Annotated in this window: 19 protein-coding genes and 1 riboswitch; of the genes, 18 read left to right on the forward strand and 1 reads right to left on the reverse strand. The window is 27.5% G+C overall.

Annotation, left to right across the window (positions count from 1 at the left end; translation table 11 throughout):
- The 16 genes from ypdE to RSF37_RS12350 form a co-directional block, all read left to right on the forward strand.
- Nucleotides 1-936 (forward strand): aminopeptidase (gene ypdE / locus RSF37_RS12275; protein WP_332564694.1); only part of this gene is annotated, 936 nt, incomplete at its 5' end.
- A gap of 13 nt (nucleotides 937-949) precedes the next feature.
- Nucleotides 950-1,264: a PTS lactose/cellobiose transporter subunit IIA gene (locus tag RSF37_RS12280; protein ID WP_332564695.1), complete on the forward strand. Its 315-nt coding sequence runs from the start codon at nucleotides 950-952 to the stop codon at nucleotides 1,262-1,264.
- Nucleotide 1,265: 1 nt separating this feature from the next.
- Nucleotides 1,266-1,601, forward strand: coding sequence for a PTS sugar transporter subunit IIB (locus RSF37_RS12285; protein WP_332564696.1), 336 nt, complete (start codon nucleotides 1,266-1,268; stop codon nucleotides 1,599-1,601).
- 34 nt (nucleotides 1,602-1,635) lie between these two features.
- Nucleotides 1,636-2,964: a PTS sugar transporter subunit IIC gene (locus tag RSF37_RS12290; RefSeq protein WP_332564697.1), complete on the forward strand. Its 1,329-nt coding sequence runs from the start codon at nucleotides 1,636-1,638 to the stop codon at nucleotides 2,962-2,964.
- An 88-nt stretch (nucleotides 2,965-3,052) separates the two neighbouring features.
- Nucleotides 3,053-4,114 (forward strand): aminopeptidase P family protein, encoded by a 1,062-nt coding sequence (locus RSF37_RS12295; RefSeq protein ID WP_332564698.1) that lies wholly within the window; start codon nucleotides 3,053-3,055, stop codon nucleotides 4,112-4,114.
- 10 nt (nucleotides 4,115-4,124) lie between these two features.
- Entirely contained in the window at nucleotides 4,125-5,300 is a 1,176-nt protein-coding gene (locus tag RSF37_RS12300; RefSeq protein ID WP_332564699.1) for a MalY/PatB family protein, read from the forward strand.
- A gap of 62 nt (nucleotides 5,301-5,362) precedes the next feature.
- Entirely contained in the window at nucleotides 5,363-5,746 is a 384-nt protein-coding gene (locus RSF37_RS12305; RefSeq protein ID WP_332564700.1) for a PH domain-containing protein, read from the forward strand.
- A 255-nt stretch (nucleotides 5,747-6,001) separates the two neighbouring features.
- Nucleotides 6,002-6,355 carry a DUF5658 family protein gene (locus RSF37_RS12310; RefSeq protein ID WP_332564701.1) on the forward strand — a complete coding sequence of 118 codons (354 nt, stop codon included), beginning with the start codon at nucleotides 6,002-6,004 and terminating at the stop codon, nucleotides 6,353-6,355.
- Between the two features lie 222 nt (nucleotides 6,356-6,577).
- Nucleotides 6,578-7,234, forward strand: a complete 657-nt coding sequence (locus tag RSF37_RS12315; RefSeq protein ID WP_332564702.1) for a BsaA family SipW-dependent biofilm matrix protein — start codon at nucleotides 6,578-6,580, stop codon at nucleotides 7,232-7,234.
- Between the two features lie 11 nt (nucleotides 7,235-7,245).
- Entirely contained in the window at nucleotides 7,246-7,863 is a 618-nt protein-coding gene (locus RSF37_RS12320) for a hypothetical protein (RefSeq protein ID WP_332564703.1), read from the forward strand.
- A 72-nt stretch (nucleotides 7,864-7,935) separates the two neighbouring features.
- On the forward strand, nucleotides 7,936-8,457 hold the full coding sequence (locus tag RSF37_RS12325) for a signal peptidase I (RefSeq protein WP_332564704.1): 522 nt from the start codon (nucleotides 7,936-7,938) through the stop codon (nucleotides 8,455-8,457).
- Entirely contained in the window at nucleotides 8,458-10,827 is a 2,370-nt protein-coding gene (locus RSF37_RS12330) for a hypothetical protein (RefSeq protein WP_332564705.1), read from the forward strand. It begins immediately after the preceding gene.
- A complete protein-coding gene (locus RSF37_RS12335) occupies nucleotides 10,817-11,461 on the forward strand; it encodes a hypothetical protein (RefSeq protein ID WP_332564706.1) in 645 nt (214 codons plus the stop codon). The genes RSF37_RS12330 and RSF37_RS12335 overlap by 11 nt, the downstream gene beginning before the upstream one ends.
- 164 nt (nucleotides 11,462-11,625) lie before the next feature.
- A riboswitch (purine riboswitch) is annotated at nucleotides 11,626-11,727 on the forward strand.
- Between the two features lie 70 nt (nucleotides 11,728-11,797).
- Nucleotides 11,798-13,105: an NCS2 family permease gene (locus tag RSF37_RS12340; RefSeq protein WP_332564707.1), complete on the forward strand. Its 1,308-nt coding sequence runs from the start codon at nucleotides 11,798-11,800 to the stop codon at nucleotides 13,103-13,105.
- Nucleotides 13,106-13,573: 468 nt separating this feature from the next.
- Entirely contained in the window at nucleotides 13,574-14,167 is a 594-nt protein-coding gene (locus RSF37_RS12345) for a VanZ family protein (RefSeq protein WP_332564708.1), read from the forward strand.
- Nucleotides 14,168-14,260: 93 nt separating this feature from the next.
- Nucleotides 14,261-15,295 (forward strand): aldose epimerase family protein, encoded by a 1,035-nt coding sequence (locus tag RSF37_RS12350; RefSeq protein WP_332564709.1) that lies wholly within the window; start codon nucleotides 14,261-14,263, stop codon nucleotides 15,293-15,295.
- 50 nt (nucleotides 15,296-15,345) lie between these two features.
- On the opposite strand, the gene RSF37_RS12355 is transcribed toward RSF37_RS12350, so the two are convergent.
- Complete coding sequence (locus RSF37_RS12355) at nucleotides 15,346-16,326, reverse strand: LCP family protein (RefSeq protein WP_332564710.1); 981 nt, start codon at nucleotides 16,324-16,326, stop codon at nucleotides 15,346-15,348.
- Nucleotides 16,327-17,388: 1,062 nt separating this feature from the next.
- On the opposite strand from RSF37_RS12355, the gene RSF37_RS14800 reads away from it, so the two are divergent.
- Both RSF37_RS14800 and RSF37_RS12360 read left to right on the forward strand, forming a co-directional pair.
- Entirely contained in the window at nucleotides 17,389-17,556 is a 168-nt protein-coding gene (locus tag RSF37_RS14800; protein ID WP_442878726.1) for a DUF2922 family protein, read from the forward strand.
- 496 nt (nucleotides 17,557-18,052) lie between these two features.
- The coding region (locus RSF37_RS12360; protein WP_332564711.1) for an SH3 domain-containing protein at nucleotides 18,053-20,334 on the forward strand (2,282 nt) is incomplete at its 3' end.

The raw sequence follows: 20,334 nt of genomic DNA on the forward strand, positions 1-20,334 counted from the left end.
AACTTAGGAAGTATTATATTTGAAAAGAAGGGGACTAAAGAGGGGCCGAAGATAATGATAGCTGCCCATATGGATGAAGTGGGGTTTATAGTTAGAAGTATTGATGAAAAAGGAATGATACATGTAATTGAACTAGGCAGAGTAAAGCCATTAGCTAAATTTATGCAAGAGGTTAGAATAACAACAAGAAGTGGTAAAAAAATTACAGGAATTATAAACGGCATATATAGTGATAAAACTAATGATGCAAGCAATGTATACGTTGACATAGGAGCTTGTAGTAAAAATGATGTAACAGAACTTGGGATAAATATTGGTGATATGGTTACATATACTACTAAATTCAAACCTTTAGAATTAGATAATATAGTAACAGGAAAGGCTTTTGATGATAGATTAGGATGCTTTTTAATGACAGAAGTTATTAAGGAATTAAGTGAAGTTAATCATGATAATGATGTTTACTTTACTGGTACATCATCAGAAGAGGTTGGAATAAGGGGTGGAGAAACTGCAACTTATAAAGTAAATCCTGATATTGTAATTGCAATAGAGGTTGCATGTTATCAAAATGAATTTGTGAGAGATCATTCAAATAATAGACAAATAGGCAAAGGGCCAATGTTAACACTATTTGATAGAACGATGGCACCTAGTGATAAAATAATAAATTTTATAAGAGATGAATCAAAAAAATTAGAAATAGAAATACAGGAAGATATGTTTAATAGCGGAGGAACAGATGCAGGCAAAGCACACTTAGTAAGGTCAGGTATACCGGCAATAGTTTTATGCTTACCGGTAAGGTATGGACATTGTGCATATTCAATAGGAAATATAAATGATATTGAAAACTTAAAAAAACTTTTAATAGGTTTGATTAAAGTTATTAATAAAGAAAACTATAATAAATTAGTAAATTTTATAGAGGTATAAGGGGGAATTTTATATGACAGAATTAGAAAGAGACATATTTGGATTAATATCAGTATCAGGCGAGAGTAAAGGGAAAGCTTTTGAAGCTTTAAAGCTGATAGGAGAAGGAAAATATGATGAGGCTAGAGTGAAAATAGAGGAGTCAAGAAAACTAGATTTGGAAGCACATGCCATACAATCAAAGTTAATTTCAATGGAAGCTTCAGGAGATAGAGTGGAAATGGGATTACTAATGGTACATGCTCAAGATCATTATATGACTACTCAATTAGCAAGAGATTTAATTGAAGGAATGATAAATATACACCAAATGAGGGAGGAAAAGTAATATGAAAATTTTATTATGTTGTGCAGGTGGTTTTTCAACTACAATGCTTATGGAAAATATAAAGAAGGTAGTAAAGAATAGTAAAAAGTTAGATGAAAAAGATTTCGCTTTAATTGCAATTCCAGCAGAAACTTTAGAGAGTGAGATCGATAATTATGACATAGTTCTTGTTGGACCACAAATATCACATAAAATTGATTTTATAAAATCATTAGCTGAGCCAAGAAATAAGCCGTATTTAATAATAGACAAAGATGTGTATGGATCAATGGATGGAGCTACTGTATTAAAAATGGCTTTAATTAAATATACTCAGCACTCAAAAGGAATTAAATAGTATAAGCAAAATAAAATATGTTAGGAGATAAGCTATGTTTGAAAAATTTGAGAATTTTATGACTAAATACTTGATGCCTATTGCTAACAAAGTTGATAAGCAAAGACATTTATGTGCTATAAAGCAAGCGATGGTAGGCATGATACCAATACTTATATTAGGGTCATTATTTGCAATAATACCTGCTATACCATCATTCTTCTCCACTGATAATTTTGTTACAAATTTTATTAATGAAAATATTGCATTACTTGATCTTCCAGTTACGTTGTCACTTGGTTTTATAGGATTCTTTACAACTGTAACGATCGCATACTTTTTAGGTAATACTTATAAACTATATACGCCCGGTTGTATTCTTTTATCAGGTGTAGCATTTTTATTATTAACAGTTGTATTAAATGAAGATGGCAGTTTAATTATTTCAAATTTAGGATCAAAAGGTATGTTTACTGGAATGATTGTTGCCGTTATTACTGTAGAACTATATAGAATTTGTACTGAAAAGAAATTCACAATAAAAATGCCAGAAGGAGTTCCAGATTTCGTATCAAGAAGTTTTGAACTTATTCCAACAACATTAATAGTTATAGGTACATTTATTATTACTAGAGGAGTATTTCTAGCGTGGTTTGATAAATTGCCACCTGAAATTCTAACAGGTTTCCTAGAACCTTTAGTTGGAAGCATGGACAATCCATGGTCAATAGTATCTCTTAATTTTGTAATATGTGTAATTTTCTTTTTTGGGATACATTCATCAGTATTTTCACCTATTACAAGACCAATAATGGTACAATTCTTAGCTGAAAATATACAAGCTTATCAATCAGGAGAAGCAATTCCACATATATATACTGCGGGGGCTTCAAGCGCATTCTTTGGATTCACAGGTTGTGGAATTACAATGGGACTTGTTGTATGTTGTATGCTATCTAAAGTAAAAAGATATAAAAAGATTGGACAAATATCATTTTTACCATCATTATTTGGAATAAATGAGCCTATACTTTTTGGAGCACCAGTAATACTTAATCCTATGTTCTTTATACCATTTGTATTTGGTGGAACAATTATAGGATCATTCCCGTATTTCTTAATGCACTATAACATAATAAATAGACCAGTATTCGATCCACCATATATTGGTGTGTTTGGTGAAGGATTCTTAGCAACACTTGACTGGAAAGTTTATTTAGTTCATATAGTACAGCTTTTACTTGCAGTAGCTCTATATTATCCGTTCTTTAAAATTGTTGAAAAGAAGGAACTAGAAGATGAAGCAAAGGCAGAGTTAAAGAATAAAGAGATATTTGATGAAAAAGAAAAAGAAATATTAGGTGAGTTAGAATTAGATTTCTAATTAACAATAACAAGCAATTATAGTAAATGATCAACTTATATTTTAAAATAAGTTGGTCATTTATAATAATATAGGGGGGGAATATAAGGTGTTTGATAGAATAAATAGATTGAAAAATTTAATGTATACCTTAAAGATAGATTCTATTTTAATACAAGGCAAGGCAAATAAAAAATATATAGGTGCATTAACAGGCAGTGGAGTAAAGGTGTTTGTTACTAAGAAGTCTATATATCAGATTTTGGATGGAAGATATATTGATGAAGCAAAGAAAAAAACTAATGGATTTGAAATAATTGATCATGGTGGAGATTTCTACGGAATATTAAGAGAGATATCAGAAAGTGAAAATATTAAATCTATAGGTATAGAGGGAAGTCAATCTTTAGCTACACAGTATATAGAGTTAATTAAAAACTTTGATTATATAGAATTATTAAAAAATGAATTAGAGAGTTTAAGAGCAGTTAAAGATAAAGAAGAGATAGAAAAAGTTAAGAAAGCTTGCGAAGTAACAGATATTATTTTTAATAAAGTTATAAAAAAAATAAAAATAGGTGTTACAGAACAAGAAATTGCAGCTGAAATAAATTATACTGCTATGAAGCTCGGCGCTAGTGGGATGAGTTTTGATACAATTGTTGCATCAGGATATAGAAGTGCAATGCCACATGGTAGACCAACCGATAAAAAAATAGAATGTGGAGATTCTGTAGTATTAGACTTTGGAATTGTTTTAGATGGATATCAATCAGATATGACTAGAACTGTATTTGTATCTAATGTACCGGATAAGTTAAAAGAGATATATGAAATTGTACTTGAAGCACAGTTAAAAGGTATTTCCGCAATTAAAAATGGAGCTATCGCATGTGACGTTGATAAAGTAGCAAGAGATTATATTGCTAGTAAAGGATATGGTGAATACTTTAATCATGGACTTGGTCATGGAATGGGTATGGGGGAAGGTGAGATGCCAACTCTAAATAAAGCATCAAAAGATATTTTAAAAGATGGAATGATAATGTCATGTGAACCAGGAATTTATATACCAGATTTAGGTGGGGTAAGAATAGAAGATGATGTAGTGATAGTAGATGGAAAAGGAGTTCCACTTAATTCTACAACTAAGAAACTTTTAGTTATTTAAGGAGGATTATATGAATTATAATTTTGATGAAATAATAAACAGGAAACAATCTAAGTGTAGGAAATGGGATAATAAAATCTTAAAAGAAAAGTTTGGATTAACGCCAAATGCAATTCCAATGGATCTTGCAGACTTGGATTTTAAGTGTGCACCAGCAATAGTCAATGCACTTACTGAGAGAGCTTTACTTGGAGATTACGGTTATACATATGCTTATGATGAGTACTATGATGCTATAATAGATTGGAATAAAAGAAGATTTAATATTGAATTGAAAAAAGAGTGGATAACTTTGACTTTTGGTACAGTAAGTACTTTACATTATATAGTACAAGCTTTATTAAATGAAGGTGAAGCAGCTATGATAAATACTCCAGCTTACGATCCTTTTAAAGATGCAATAGTTAGACAAGGATGTCAATTAGTTTGTTCTCCATTAAAGATAGTCGATAACAGATATTATTTTGACTTTGAAGATATGATAAGAAAAATAAAAGAAGAAAATGTTAAGCTATTTATATTATGTAGTCCACAGAATCCGTCAGGAAGGGTATGGAGCTATGAAGAGTTAAATGAAGTTAGCAGAATATGTTTAGAAAATAATGTTGTATTAGTGTCAGATGAAATTCATAGAGATATAGTATTCAAAAAAGATTCATTTACAACATTATGGAATACAAATAATGAAATAATTGATAATAGCATAATGTGCATATCACCTAATAAAGGTTTTAACTTAGGAGGATTAAAATCATCATATATTGTTATAAAAAATGATGATTTAAGAGAAAAGGTTAAAAAAAGATTAGAGATAAATTCAATTACATCACCTCATATATTTGCAATACCAGCTCTTATTGCAGCGTATAATGAGAGTGAAGAATGGCTTGATGAATTAACAGAATATATAGAAGGAAATTTTGATATATTATATAAGTTTTTTGAAGAAGTTTTCCCAAAAGCTAAGGTTATGAAAGCCGATTCAGCATTTTTAGCGTGGATTGATATGAGGGATTTATTTAGTAATGAAGACCAAATAAAAGAGGTATTTACTAAAGCTGATGTATCAATAGTTTATGGAAGTTATTTTGTAAAAGATGGTGAAGGTTTTATTAGAATAAATTTAGGATGTCAAAAGAGTGTATTAAAAGAGGCGTTAAGAAGAATAAAAGAAGTAGTAATGTAAATACCACAGGGGTAAAAATGTTATAATATATATAACATTTTTAAAAAAGAGGAGAGAGAATTATGGCAGAAATATTAAATACAAAGAAATTTACATTCTACAGTGAGGTAGCAGTCCCAGAAAACTTAATGAATTTCGTAAATGGTAACGAAAGAGCACTATTTGCAGTAAAAACAATAAGAGATGCAGCATTATTTACAGACAAAAAAATGTTAATATGCGATAAGCAAGGATTAACAGGTAAAAAAGTTGAGTACTACGCTATTCCATATAGCAAAATAACAACATATGCAATAGAGACAGCAGGACGTTTCGATATGGATGCAGAAATAAAATTAGTTCTTGCAGGTGGAATAAATATAGAACTAGAATTCATAAAAGGAAAAGGAATGAACGATTTATTATATAAAGTATTCAATGCAATAGACTCCTACGTAGCAAAATAAAATATAAGTAATATAACAAATACCCTTAAGGTAACTTATGAGCATACTAAAAAATGCTTAATAGAAATCTTAAGGGTATTTTTTTATGAAAATTAGCAAAACATATAAAAAACTGTTAGAAATATATAATATTTTTAGCATTTTTTTAAAACTATTGAAAAAGAAATTAATTAAATATATAATTGCAAAAGTAATAATAAATGTAAAAAAATACCAATACAATTAATATATAAGCTTTTTAGTAGGAGGAAATACATGATAGCTTTCATAAAAAATAATAGTTATAGAGCTGTGACAAACAAACTGAAATTACTATACTTACTAAACGTAACAGATATTATATTTACACTAATACTAATAAAGACAGGACTATTTGAAGAGGTTAATTCAGTAGTTAGAGGCATGCTAGACAGCCCAATAAAGGTAATGTTTTTAAAAATAATCTTCATAGGAATACTAATATTTATATTAATTAAAAGAATGAATACAGCTACGGAAAAACAATTAAAAATAGGGAATGTAATAATAACAATAGCTTTAATATGCTATTTATTAATAAATTTATTACACATAATATATATATTATCAATAGGAATAATAACTATTTAGCAAGAAACACATTATATGTTTTCAAAAAATATATAATGTGTTTAAAATTTGTATTTAATGTTAATAAAAAGTTAACAAGTTAATAAAAAGTTAAATACAAATAAAAAGAATTGAAAATTAAATCGTAAAATTGTTGTTAATGTCATAAAAGTTCCGAAAAATGTTGAATACTACTTAATATTTGGATATAATTGTAAAGGAATAAGAAAGGGGATAACGATTATGAATAGAAAAAGATTATCAGTTATGGTGGGTATTGCAGTTATATCAATATCAGTTATTGGAGGAACGCTAGCTTGGTTTACAGATAAGCAGGAAGTTATAAATAAAATTTCAACTGGAGCAATTAAACACAAAATTATAGAAAAGTTTGATGAAAATACATCACAAAATTTACTTCCAGGAGAAGAAATTAATAAAGATGTATGGATTCATAACATAGAAAAGTCAGATTCATTATTAAGAGTGAAAATTACACCAACATGGGTAAATGAAAATGGGGTTAAAGTTGAAGATGCAGCTTCACACGAAGTTAAAGCAGTAATTAAGAATGATAAGTGGACACTTGGAAATGACGGATTCTATTATTATAATGAAATATTTAAATCTCATAATAAAGATGAAGTTCATCCGAATGAAGATGAAATTTCAGATGAAAGCACATTACCAAGTTGTTACTCAGATCAAATATTAAGTTCTATATTATTAAGTGGTGAAACAAAGGATCAAGAAAAATATGCAAATAGAAAATTAGATGTTGTTGTGAAATCAGAAACTGTACAAGTTAATAAAGATGCATACAATGCAGAATGGAAAGTGGAAGATGAAACAATAAAAACACTTTTAAATGGGCTTGTAGATAGTCAAAAAAATAATTAATTTTAGTAATTATGAAAATAATAATTAAATGTATTTTAGGAGCTATAGTTACTTTTAGTTTCGTAAATATACCAATACAAGTAAAAGCTACTGAAAAAGTTATAGAAATAAATAAAGATAATAAGTTTTTAAATGAGAATAGCGAAATATTAATAAATGGTATTGGAATTCTTCCAGGGGATAGTGTTAAAGAAAAAATTACTCTAAAAAACAGTTCAAATAGTATTTTAAACATTAAATTAGAGTCAAAAAGCATAGTGGAAAATGACATGCTAGGAAAAATAACAATTAATATTACACATAGAGGGAAACTTATTTATAATGGATTATTAGTAGACATTAATGAAAGAAGATTAGAACTTGGAACATATAATCCTAAGGCTGAAAATGAATTAATTATTATTGCGTCTTTAGATGGTAATAGTGTAGGAAATGAGTATCAAAATAAAAGTGAAGAGTTTAATTTAATATTTACGATAGTTGGGGACAATCCTAATAATAATGATGAGTCAACTAAGGGAAAAGAGCCAAACAATATACCTCAAACCGGTTTACCTTTGAAGGCGACCACATTTATTTTTGCATTTTTATTAATAGGATTAGGACTAAAGGCTTTAAGTAAAAAATAATTTTATAAAATAATGGCTAATTAGAAGAGAGATTTCTAATTAGCCATTTAACTAAGGAAGGAGATTAGAAATATGAAAACTATTAGGAAGACGGTAATTGATATAATATTCGTTATTTTTATAGTTGCTGTAATTTCCATAGGAGTGATGTTTTCAAATGCAGAAGATTCAAGTAGTGGACGAAAAATATTTGGATATTCAATATTTAATGTATTAACAGGAAGTATGGAACCAGAAATTAAGGAAGGATCATTAATAATAACTAAAGAGGTTCCTATTAATGATATTAATGTTAATGATGTTATTACTATAAGAACTAATACTAATGGAAGTTTAGTAACTCATAGAGTTGTAGTATGCAGTAAAGACAAGGATGGAATTTATTTTAAAACTAAAGGTGATGCTAATGATGTTACTGATTCTTTTGAAGTTAGAGAAAAGATGATAGAAGGGAAAGTTGTCTTTAATATACCTTATTTAGGAAGTTTTATTAGTTTTGTCAAAGAGAATATTTTAATAGTTTGTATGTTTATTACTGGTATGTTTATTGTTACTTCAAGTTTAAAAAAAGGGAATAGGAGTAAAGGGGAATAGATGAGGAATTTTAAAAGAATAATATCATTTTTATTAGTATTAGTTTTTACTATTGGAATACAAAAATTTGAATATACAAATGCCCAAAATAGTAATATATATGAGCCATTAAAAGTTAATTGGTCTAGAACTGTAGAACCAAATAATAAGGTTAAAACTATAAATACAATGAAAAATAATGGAGCAGATTACTGGAGTAATAGAAAGATTGACGGTGAATCCTATAAAGTATTAGATAAGTATCCAAAGAATAGTAAATTAAATCCAGCAGTAATTGAAACTTATAAAACGGTATGGGGACAAGCTTTAGATAATAATGTTATTTATGACTATGATACTTTAGTTAAGTTACTAGAACCTAAAGAAACTAAAAAAGTATGGGATGGTAGGTTAGGAGACAGAGAGAGGTATTATAGTGGATATATAAATGATGAATATTTAAAAAACAACAATTATCCAGTTAAAGATTTTTCAACATGGGAGCACTATGGAAGTGGGGAGAGCCTTAGAATGTTTAGAGGTGAATTTGAACTTCCAAAGGATATGACAAATAAAAAAGTTTACCTTGGAGTATTAGGAGAGAATGGGCCAGAACTTATTATGCCAGTTAATGATATTATGATGGTTTTAGTAAATGGAAAATCAACTGACATTAATTTTTCAACTCAATCTGTAAGAAATAAAAATTTCGCAAAGCTTCAAACTACAGATAAAAGAGGAAATAAAGTAGTTGATGATCTTATATTTAAGCAAGGATATCATAAAAATGCAGGGTATGCTAATTGTACTAAACATAATAACTTAACAACTCATACTGATACATGGCATGCTCACCTTAATGAAGGTAATGAAGGAGCAGATTTTGGAGATATAACTAGCTACTTAGATAAAAATAAGGAAACTCAAAAGATAGAGATTATTGCAGGAGATAACACTGGTGGTGGTGGCTCTTCGAAGCTTGATGTATTTGTTGTTGACTTAGCAAAGATTAATGTAACAAAGGCTGGTTATTTAATTAAAGATGGGGAAAAAGTAAATATCAATAATGGTGAAAAGTTCTATCCGGGAGAAGAGGTATATTATAAATTTAATATGAAGAATGAAGGCAGGGAAATCTTAACTGATGTATCATTTGAGGATGAATTAATCGATATTCTTATTAATAAGGATGGAGTATATAGAAAGAGTGATATGAAAAAGCTCGATAGCTCAAAGGTTGAAGTCGTTAGAACTTCTAATGAAGAGATGAGAAATTCTAAAGGAACTGGAACTGAAGGGTTAGAATTATTAAAAGATTTAAGGCCTAATGAAGTTATTGAAGTGTTAGATTCAAATAATGTTAAATACGAAATAAAACCTGGTGATTTAAAAAATGTAGATGGCAGGGTTGAGAATGTTGTTAAAGGAAAAGCATTTTATTTAAATGGAAATCTTGAACTTAAAGAGTATGGTAAGTTTAGTATACAAGCAATAGAGTCAGATGTTAAGGCTACTATAACTAAAGATACACATACTATTATTAGAGATGGAAAAGAAATTTATAATAGTTATATTAATTTGAATGAGGAAGTTCCAGAGATTGAACCAAATGATAAGGTTAGTTTTATCTTTAATATTACAAATAAAACTACTGGAGATAAAAGGGGAAGTAAAGAAGATATTCCGTTAAACGGGTTGTCTTTAGAGGATATTCTAAGTGGTGATTATAAAGAAACTTTATATAAAAGTGACTGGGCTTATGAAGGCTATAAGCTAAACAAATTAGGTGAGGTTATTAAAAAAATTGAAGGGTTTGATTATAATGATTTTAAGATAAATGCAAATGAGAGTATTAGAGTAATAGGGAAAGCGTGGACTGTTCCAGAACCTAAGAAAGAATGGAGCTATGACGTTAAAAATACAATATATTTAAAAAGAAATAATAATATAATTGCAGAGGATTCAACTAATTTAAAAATAACTAAGCCTTATTTATATGTTAAGAAGAATATAGTTAGTGACAGTTTAAATGATTCAGATAAAAATAGAACATTCTCTATTAAGGTTAAAGGTGATGATGGAAGCTCATTTAATATTGAAGCTACTCCTTCAAAGTATTATAAGCTTTCTAATCTTAAGTATGGAGTTAATTATAAAGTAGAGGAAATAGTTCCAATAAATTATGAGCTAGTTGGGGTGGATATTACGAAGGGAAAATATAATAATGATGTAATTTCATCCGCTGATAATTTAACACTAAGATCAAGTAATAATGGGAATTGTATTGTTGTTAAAAATAAAAAGGTTAATGATAAATATTTTTATGATGAATCTAGCATAACTAATAGGTTCAACTATAAGCCAAAGGAGGATGTTAGAAGTGAAAAATAAAAAAATACTTTTATTATCTATAGTTGGTTGTGTATTTGTATTAACTTCTATATTTAATGAAACATTATCTTTCTTTAAGGATGAGAAGTTTATAGTTAATAAATTAAGTTATGGTGAAATTGATGTTGATATTGAAGAGGATTTTGATAAGAATCCTGATGTTAATTTTGATGGAAGTAAAGTTAAAAAGAAGATATGGATAGAAAATGACACTAATAATCCGGCATTAGTAAGGGTTAGTATTTCTACTAGGTGGATTAATACTAAAGATGAAGAGGAAGTAATAGAAGATGAAGAAAATTTAGTAAGTTTAAACTTCAAAGAGGAGTTTAATAGTAATGGAGAAAGTGATAATTGGTATAAGTCTAATGATGGATATTATTATTACAAAAATATATTAGAAGCAAATGGCACAACAGCTCAATTATTAGATTCTGTGACTTTTAATAAAACAGATAATCCATTATATAAGGATAAGGAATTTAGAGTAGAAGTTAAAGCTGAAGCTGTACAACCAAATAAAGTTAATGAAGATGGAAATGAATATTATGTTTATGAAAAGCTTTGGCTTAATATATTAGATTTTAAAGTTCATGAAATACTAAAAGGTATTGTAGATAACTATAAAATATAATAATAATCATTTAAATAATACATTAAAAGGACATTTTTAATTAAGTGTTCTTTTTCTTTTTATACAAAATTATTATAATGGGTTAAATTACCTATAAAATGATCAAACACGAATGTTGACAAAGTTATAAAGACATAATATTATATACATATACGAAAGATATTTAAAAAATAAATTATAATTATCGTATAATATCGAAGATATGGAAAGATAGTCTCTACCAAGTCACCGTAAATGACTTGACTACGATTAATTTGAAAATTAAATTTATATACAATTTTTAGATTAATCCTAAAATACGATAGTAAAGTTTTAAAATACTAAGGAGGATTAATTATGAATTTTATTTCAAAATATTTTAATTTTGAAAAAAGAGGTGCTAGTTTTAAAGGAGAGATAATAGGTGGACTTACAACATTTATAACAATGTCATACATATTATTCGTAAATCCAGAAATACTAAGTGCAGCAGGAATGGATAAAAATAGTGTATTCGTGGCAACAGCATTAGCAGCAGCTGCAGGTACATTAATTATGGGTATATATGCAAAGTTCCCAATGGCATTAGCGCCAGGTATGGGACTTAATGCTTTCTTTGCATTTACAGTGTGTGGAGAGATGGGGATCCCTTGGCAAGTTGCAATTTCAGGAGTTTTAGTTTCAGGAATAATATTTGTCATAATATCAGTAACAGGACTTAGAGAACTTATTATAAAATCAATACCACAAAATTTAAAGCACGCAGTTAGTGCTGGAATCGGACTTTTTATAGCATTTGTAGGTCTTAAAGGATCAGGAATTATAGTAGCTAATGAAGCTACATTCGTTGGCATTGGAGATTTAACAAATCCAAAAGTATTACTTGCAGTATTTGGACTTTTATTAACAGCAGCATTATTAGCTAGAAAAGTTAAAATAGCAATATTTATTGGAATGGTATGTACAGTAATTGCAGGAATAGTATTTGGAGTAATTGGAATGCCAGACGCTGTAATTGCACCAATACCTTCACTTAAGCCTACTTTTGGAGTGGCAATTAGTAACTTAGGACAAGTATTTACACCACAGATGTTAATGGTTGTATTTACAATGTTATTTATGGATTTCTTTGATACTGCAGGTACTATGGTTGCTGTAGGATCAAAAGTTGGACTTATAAAAGAAGATGGATCAATTGAAAATGGATCAAAAGCATTACTTTCAGACTCAGTTGCAACATGTGTTGGAGCAGTATTTGGAACAACTAATACAACATCATTTATCGAATCATTAGCAGGTGCTTCAATTGGAGCAAGAACAGGATTCTCAAGTGTTATAGTTGCTATAATGTTCTTATTATCAATGTTCGTATCTCCACTTTTAGCTGTTGTAACACCGGAAGTTACAGCACCGGCACTAATAATAGTTGGTTCACTTATGTGTACATCATTATCAGATATTAACTGGAAAGAACCAGAAGTTGCAATACCTGCATTCTTAACAATAATATTAATGCCACTTGCATACAGTATTGCAATTGGAATAGCATTTGGATTCTGTACTTATGTAGTACTTATGATGTTCAAAGGAAAGTTTAAAGATATACATCCTGTAATGTATACATTAGCTGGACTGTTTGTATTCTACTTCGCATTTGGATTATAACTATAAAAAAGGTAGCTTTAATTAGCTGCCTTTTTACTATAGTAAGGATTTTCAAGTATAAAGGAAAGTTATGGTATAATACAAAAATAAATAGGTAAATACCTATATACACTACAAGAAAAAGATATTTTTATTATAAAAAAACCTATGATATACTCTAGAAGAAGCAACGGAAACGAGCCAAATAACCTAATTTAACTTTAAAGATAGCCTAAAGTTAAATTAATAAATTTTAATAACTAATTTACAGATTACACAAACATAGACAATCCATAAAACTAGAAAAGGGTTCCTAAGAGTCATTAAATTATGATTAATAATCATAAACTTTTAGGAGCCTTTTTCGATTGCATAAATAAAACTATAATTATCATAATATAACAAATTTATTAAAATTAAGAATTATTAAGTTTTACATCCTCTTATAAGGATATAATTAATAGGAGACTATTAAAAGGTGGAAATTTAATGATAGAAAAGAAAAGAATTAGTAAAAGTAAAATGATAAAAGAAAACTTTAATAAGCAGTTATATATGGTACTAGCAATTACATTTTCAGTAATAGTAAATGATAAAATAATATATCCAATATGGAGTAGACTTGGATACGAGAGAAATATAATTATAAAAATAGTCTTTACTACAATAGTAGCATTTACTATGTATGCAGCTCTAAATATAGTAATTAATAAAGACAAGACAGAATTATATATAGATGTCTTTATGATTTTGTATATATTGTTTATTATTTCAATAACATTCTTTAAAGCAAAACTTTCACATCATTCCTTTGTATTAAATCCTTTTGCTTCAATAATAGATATAAAAAGTTCTCCAATAGATGGAACTGTTAATATATTTGGGAATTTTCTTATGTACATACCAATAGGAAGCTATATTAAGTCTAAACTTAACTTTAATAGAAATAGAATGATAACATATTTCGTAATTTATATAACATGTGTAGAAATAACACAGGCTATAACAAAAACTGGAACATGCGATATGAATGATATAATAATGAATACTTTAGGGTTTATTATTGGTCTTATTATATTATAGAGAATATTGTTAATTAATGATGTTTGGAAAATGTTTACATAGCACTAACTATTGATATATAATTTTATATATAATGTGGGAGGTGTAAAGTGAATGACTATAAAAAAGAAAACTATGGGTAAACATGAAAATACGGAAATTATTGAATATACTTTAGTAAATAAAAATAATATTAGTGTTTCTATATTAAATTTAGGAGGTATTATAACTAATATTACTACACCAGATAGGAATGGTAATCTTGAAAATATAGTTCTTTCCTATGAAGATTTTAATGACTACTACAGTAACCCATCTTACTATGGTGCAATAATTGGACGAACTGCTGGAAGAATTAATAAAGGTGAAGTAAGTATAAATGGTGTATTATATAACCTTAATAAAAATTACGGTGTAAATTCAGGGCATGGTGGTAATATTGGATTTGATAAAAGAATTTGGGAAGTAACTGAAATAAATAATGATAATTGTTCAAAGTTAGAACTTAGATTATTTTCTAAACATTTAGAAGAGAACTATCCAGGTGATTTAACAGTAAAGGTAATTTATGAGCTTAATGATAATAATGAGTTCTTCTTTAAAATATGGGGAAAATCTACTGAAGATACTTTGCTTAATATTACAAATCACAGTTATTTTAATTTAAGTGGTAATTATAAGAGAGACATATTAAATCATAGTTTAAAAATTAGTTCAAATAAGTTTTTAGAAATTGATGAAAATGGAGGGGTAACAGGTAATACTATAAATACTTTTAATACGCCTTTTGACTTTAATAAATTTAAGAAAATTTCTAAAGATATACATGAAAATAATGAGCAAATAAAATTAGGAAATGGATACGATCATCCATTTCTACTTGATAATAATAAGATTGTTATAAAAGATGAAGAGAGCGGAAGAGTAATGAAGATTGAAACTAATCAGGAGGCTGTCGTTGTATACTCAATGAATTATTACAATGATTGTATGCTTAAAGGAAGTATTAGGCCTAAAGAAAGAATGGCAATATGCTTTGAAACTCAAGCACCTCCTATAGGTTACAATGAATCATTTAAAGAAGGTTCTTATCTTAAGAAAGGGGAAGTATATTCAAAATATACTAAATACTCATTCTTTAATGATTAACTTAAAAAGCCCCAGCGGAATTTATTATTTCCGTTGGGGCTTTCTACTATTTAACTATTAAATATGAAATTGTGTAATTCGTCTGTTTCAGCTTTAATATCAAAGTTCATATAGTAAACACCTTTAATCATTTCGCCTTTTTCATGTTTATCACAAGGAACTCTAAGTTCTTTCATTGATGATGCATTAGTACTTATTATATCTTTTCCTAGTGATAAGAACTCAGTTGTTGATATATTAGTTGTAACTAATGGTAATAACTCATTTAAAAGAGCTGGGTAATCTGTTGCAGGTTTTGACTTAACTTTTGTAAAGATTCCTTCTAAAATATTTCTTTGTCTTTCAGTTCTTCTTTGATCTCCTCCATCATATCTAATTCTGCAATATGCAAGAGATTGAGTACCGTTTAATGTTTGCTCTCCAGTTTTAGTTACATGAGGAGCATTTGTTTTATTAATATTATTTAAATTATCTATATAACCATTTATATACTTTAAATCTCCAACTGTAATATCAATTGGAATACCACCTAAAGCATCGATTACTTTTGGTAATGATGTAAAGTTAACAGTCATAAATTTATCAATTGCTAAATTAAAGTTAGAATTAATTGTGTTTAAAGCAAGTTCAGGTCCACCATAAGCATAAGCATGAGTTAGTTTTGTCATACCATGACCTTTAACATCTACGTAAGAATCTCTCATTATAGAAGTAAGTTTAATTTTATTATGCTTTTTATCAATTGTTAGTATCATATCAGCATCGGATCTACCAACTTGTCCTTGCGGCGCATCAATACCAAAGAGTGCAATATTTACTATTCCATCTTCTTTAGATTCAGTTGCAGCATCTTGTTGCATACCAAGGTTATCTTTATTTACTTCAACGTGATTAGTTTTACCAACTAAGTTAACTACGTATGTAGTTCCAGCAGCAATAAATACTAATGCAGCAATAACAATTCCAATAACAACTTTTTTCCAAGTTGCCATCTTCTTTTTAGATTTTTGTGTATTCTGTGAATCCTCCATATAAAATCTCCCTTCAAATATGGTAGGTAATAATATATTACCTAGGCTTTATCATAAAGTTTATTATTTAGTGCATTAAAGCACATACAAGAAAATTTTATCATTACTAATATATAATGTAAAGTTACCTAAATATTAATAATTATGTTTATGTTTATATTTTATTTACAGTTAGTTTGCAAATTATTTTCAAAGCTAATATATAATTTAAATTAGATTAATTTATAAAATTTAACAAAATAGGGATGGAATGCGAATCTTTTAATTTGATACGAAAAAATAGTTTTGGTATTCTTAGAATTACTCGCTCTTTTAAAATTATATAAGTTTGAATAATTTTTTGTATAGAAAACAAACTTATATAATTTTAATTTTGTAAGTTGATCAAAAATATTAAAATAAATTAAGGTGATAAACACCAAGAGTTTTTGGAACGATTACAGCTAGCGAAGCTAGCAACTTCGGCAGGAGTAGATCAACTTAGTGATCCATGAGGTCTAATAAAGTTGTAATGAAATATAAATATATGGATTAAATTATTAGACTTATTAAATGAATTAAATTCATAGAAATGGAACCTGTAAGTTGTTCACTGGAGGATTTATATATATTCAAAGAATGATGGGCAAGAATTATATGATTACAGTTTTAAATTTCATATTTAAAACTGTCATAATGTTTATGCCTATTATGGAGATACATAGCACGATTGCATCTTGGACATTTAGGACCGTTAGTTATTCTATTAATTCCTTCTCAGTCCACTAGGATAAATTGACGGGTATATTCTTTACATTGATATTTTTGATTAGCTTGTTTATCAAACCAAACTTATATAGTTTAGTATATTGACAGCGAGGACATTTTAAATTAGTGTTGCTCATTGCCTTTATCTCATTTTTTTGGGGAATAGTGTATTCCTTCAAACTCATTGTACTTCCATGGGGCGAGAAGAGCAATATTCATATAACTTAACAGATCAAAATATTAAGGGGTAGAGGGAATATGATACAAAAGTCATTAGTTATAAGTTTTAAGAATGAATTATAAAAGAAGGTTAAAATTATAGTTAAGTATGTAAAGGAAAATTTAGGTAATACAGCTGTTAATGAACTAATAGATTTAATTATTTCAAAAGGTGTTTTTGAAACGTTAGGCGGTGTTTTAATTAAAAAGTTAGATACTGAAATAATAACTAAAGAAACTACTGATGTAGAAATAATAGTATAAAATCTCTTACAGCAAATAAACTTTTTTATAACAAACAATATTTTATCAAAATAATTTTCATCAGAGTGCCTAGAAAAGCACATTCTTTTTATTGATTTTGATTAAAATGAAGTAAAGTTAAATAAAATAATTATAAAATTGAAAATTATTAGAAATTATCATAATTTAACATATTTTTTTAAATAAGAATTAAAAAATACATGATCTAATTAATAAATGTTTTTTTTATTACATAATAAGTCTGAATATAATGTGAAAATAGGAATATCATTAAATGAAGTTGGTTTGAATATTTAATTTATAGATGATATAATCTCAAAGTCTTTCTTAAATGTGTATAAATTCATTAATTCCAATTTATATGAATAGAGGTAAAATATATTAATAAAAGGATAATATAGGGTATATAAAGATATTGATTTGTTAAAAGTATGTTAGAAATCTATTTCAAAATTGATATTTTTCAACAGAAGAAAAACAAGGGGGAAAACATATAGTGAAATTAAATAATAAGAGAATACTTAAACTATTTACAATAAAAAAACTAACGGCAATTACAATACTTATGATTTTTGCAATCAATATTTTTTCTGCAAATATTGTACAAGCTTCAACATTATTAAATAATAAAGTAAAGGCTATAGCTGGAAACTTAAAAGATCATAATGAAGCTAATATTCTTCATTATGATGCTGCGGATTATGGAAATATTGATGATAATAAAAAAATACAGGTAAATAAAAATGCTATAGAAGATAAATCAGAAAAGAAAGATAAGAGAGACATATCAGAAAAAGAAGAAAAATCATTAGAAGTTAATAAGTCAAAAAGTAAAAAAACTATATCAAATTATAATAAGATTGATATAGCTATTGCAGAAATTTTACAAGACAAAAATAATACAGCAATAAATTCAGATAATATCAAAAACATAATTCCAAAAGAAAATGGAATATATATTTTGCCAAAAGATAGAGAAGAAATAAATAATATTATAGGTAAATCTTTAGGTGAAAAATATTACATAGACAAAGATGGATTTCTAAAAAAAATTTCAAACTATTCTAATAATGCTAAAGAAACAGAAAAATCTAAAGAATATTCCAAAATAATTGATAATATTTTAAGCAAAAATAAAAAAATTATTATTTCAAAAAGTGCTAAATGGACTGGATATAATGATAAAGAACAAAAAATAAGAATAAAAAATACTAGCACTGATAAAAAGTTAGTTAGAATTAATGAATCAGCGGATAAAAGTCTAATAATCTTAAATAGCCAGAATAATTCTGATGTAGAAGAGGCGTTATTTAAAGAATTAAAAAGTATAAGTCTATTACAAGATGATTTAACTAATACGGAAGTTAAAGAAGGTTCTAAAAATAATAAGAATGCCACTAAATTAGATGAAAAAAATAAAAAAGAATCTGATAAAAAATTAGAAGAGAAAAACTCAGATGAAAAAAATAAAGAAAATAATGAACAAAAAAATATAAATAATAAAGATGATAAAAAAATAGATGAAAATATTAAAGATAAAGAAGAATCTTTAAATGATAAAAATGAAAAGTTAGATGAAGAAAAGCATATAACTAAAAATTTAGATATATTTGATGTAGCTATAGTAGGTCTTTTAGGTGGTAAAAAGGCTGAGGTGAATGACAAAAATATAAATAAATTTAAAAATGGAATACCAAAAGGTAATGGTATATGGATTTTAGAAAAAAATAGAAAATCTATAATTAATATAATAAATAATTTTGCGAGCAAACAATATTACATCGATAATAATGGATTTTTAAAGTGTACTGAGAATAAAACTACTAATACTAATAATTCAAAAATATGTTCAGTAATATTAGATAAATTAATAAATAGTGATAAAGTTCTTGTCATTGGAAGAGATAGTGGTTGGAATGAATACAGTATCAATGAAGAAACGGTAATAAACAAGAAATTTACAGAAGAAAATGCTGGAGTTACCATTGGAGGTAAATCTACTAATCAATTAGTAATAATAAATGAAGGAACAAAAGATGATGCAAATATGGCTTTTGTTTTATTTCATGAATTAATACATGGATTAAGAGGCGAAGAAGGTAAAAAGGATAGATTGGAGGAAGAGCTTTTTGCAGGAACTATTGAAAATGATATTAGAAAAGAGCTTGGATATAACTTAAGAAATCTATCTAACTTAGAAAAGGCTTATAAAGATTATAATAAAATTTACAGAGATGATTGGAACAGAATAGCATTTGAATATTCTGAAGCATATTTTGGAACTGTAAAATTACAAGATCCATCAAGTGGCCTAAATGTAAGAAGCGGGCCGTCAACATCAACAAGTGCAGTTGGGAGTTTAGCTCATGGAACTAGCGTAAGTATACTAGATAAAAGTGGAGATTGGTACAAGATAAGCTTTAATGGAACTACGGGGTACATAAGAGGTGACTTTTTAACTTTAGGAAGTGCTGAAGGATCCACAACTGGAACGATTAAGTTACAAGATTCATCAAGTAGTTTAAATGTAAGAAGTGGACCATCAACATCAACAGGAGTAGTGGGAAGCTTAGCTCATGGAACAGTAGTACAAATAATAGGAAATGAAAATGGTTGGTACAAAATAAGCTATAATGGAACAACAGGATATGTAAGGGGAGACTTTATAACATTAGGTGGATCAGCAGCAGGAAATGGAACAGGAACAATAAAATTAAATGATCCATCAAGTAGTTTAAATGTAAGAAGTGGACCATCAACATCAACAGGAGTAGTGGG

The organism is Clostridium sp. (assembly GCF_036643715.1).
Lineage (GTDB): Bacteria > Bacillota > Clostridia > Clostridiales > Clostridiaceae > Clostridium.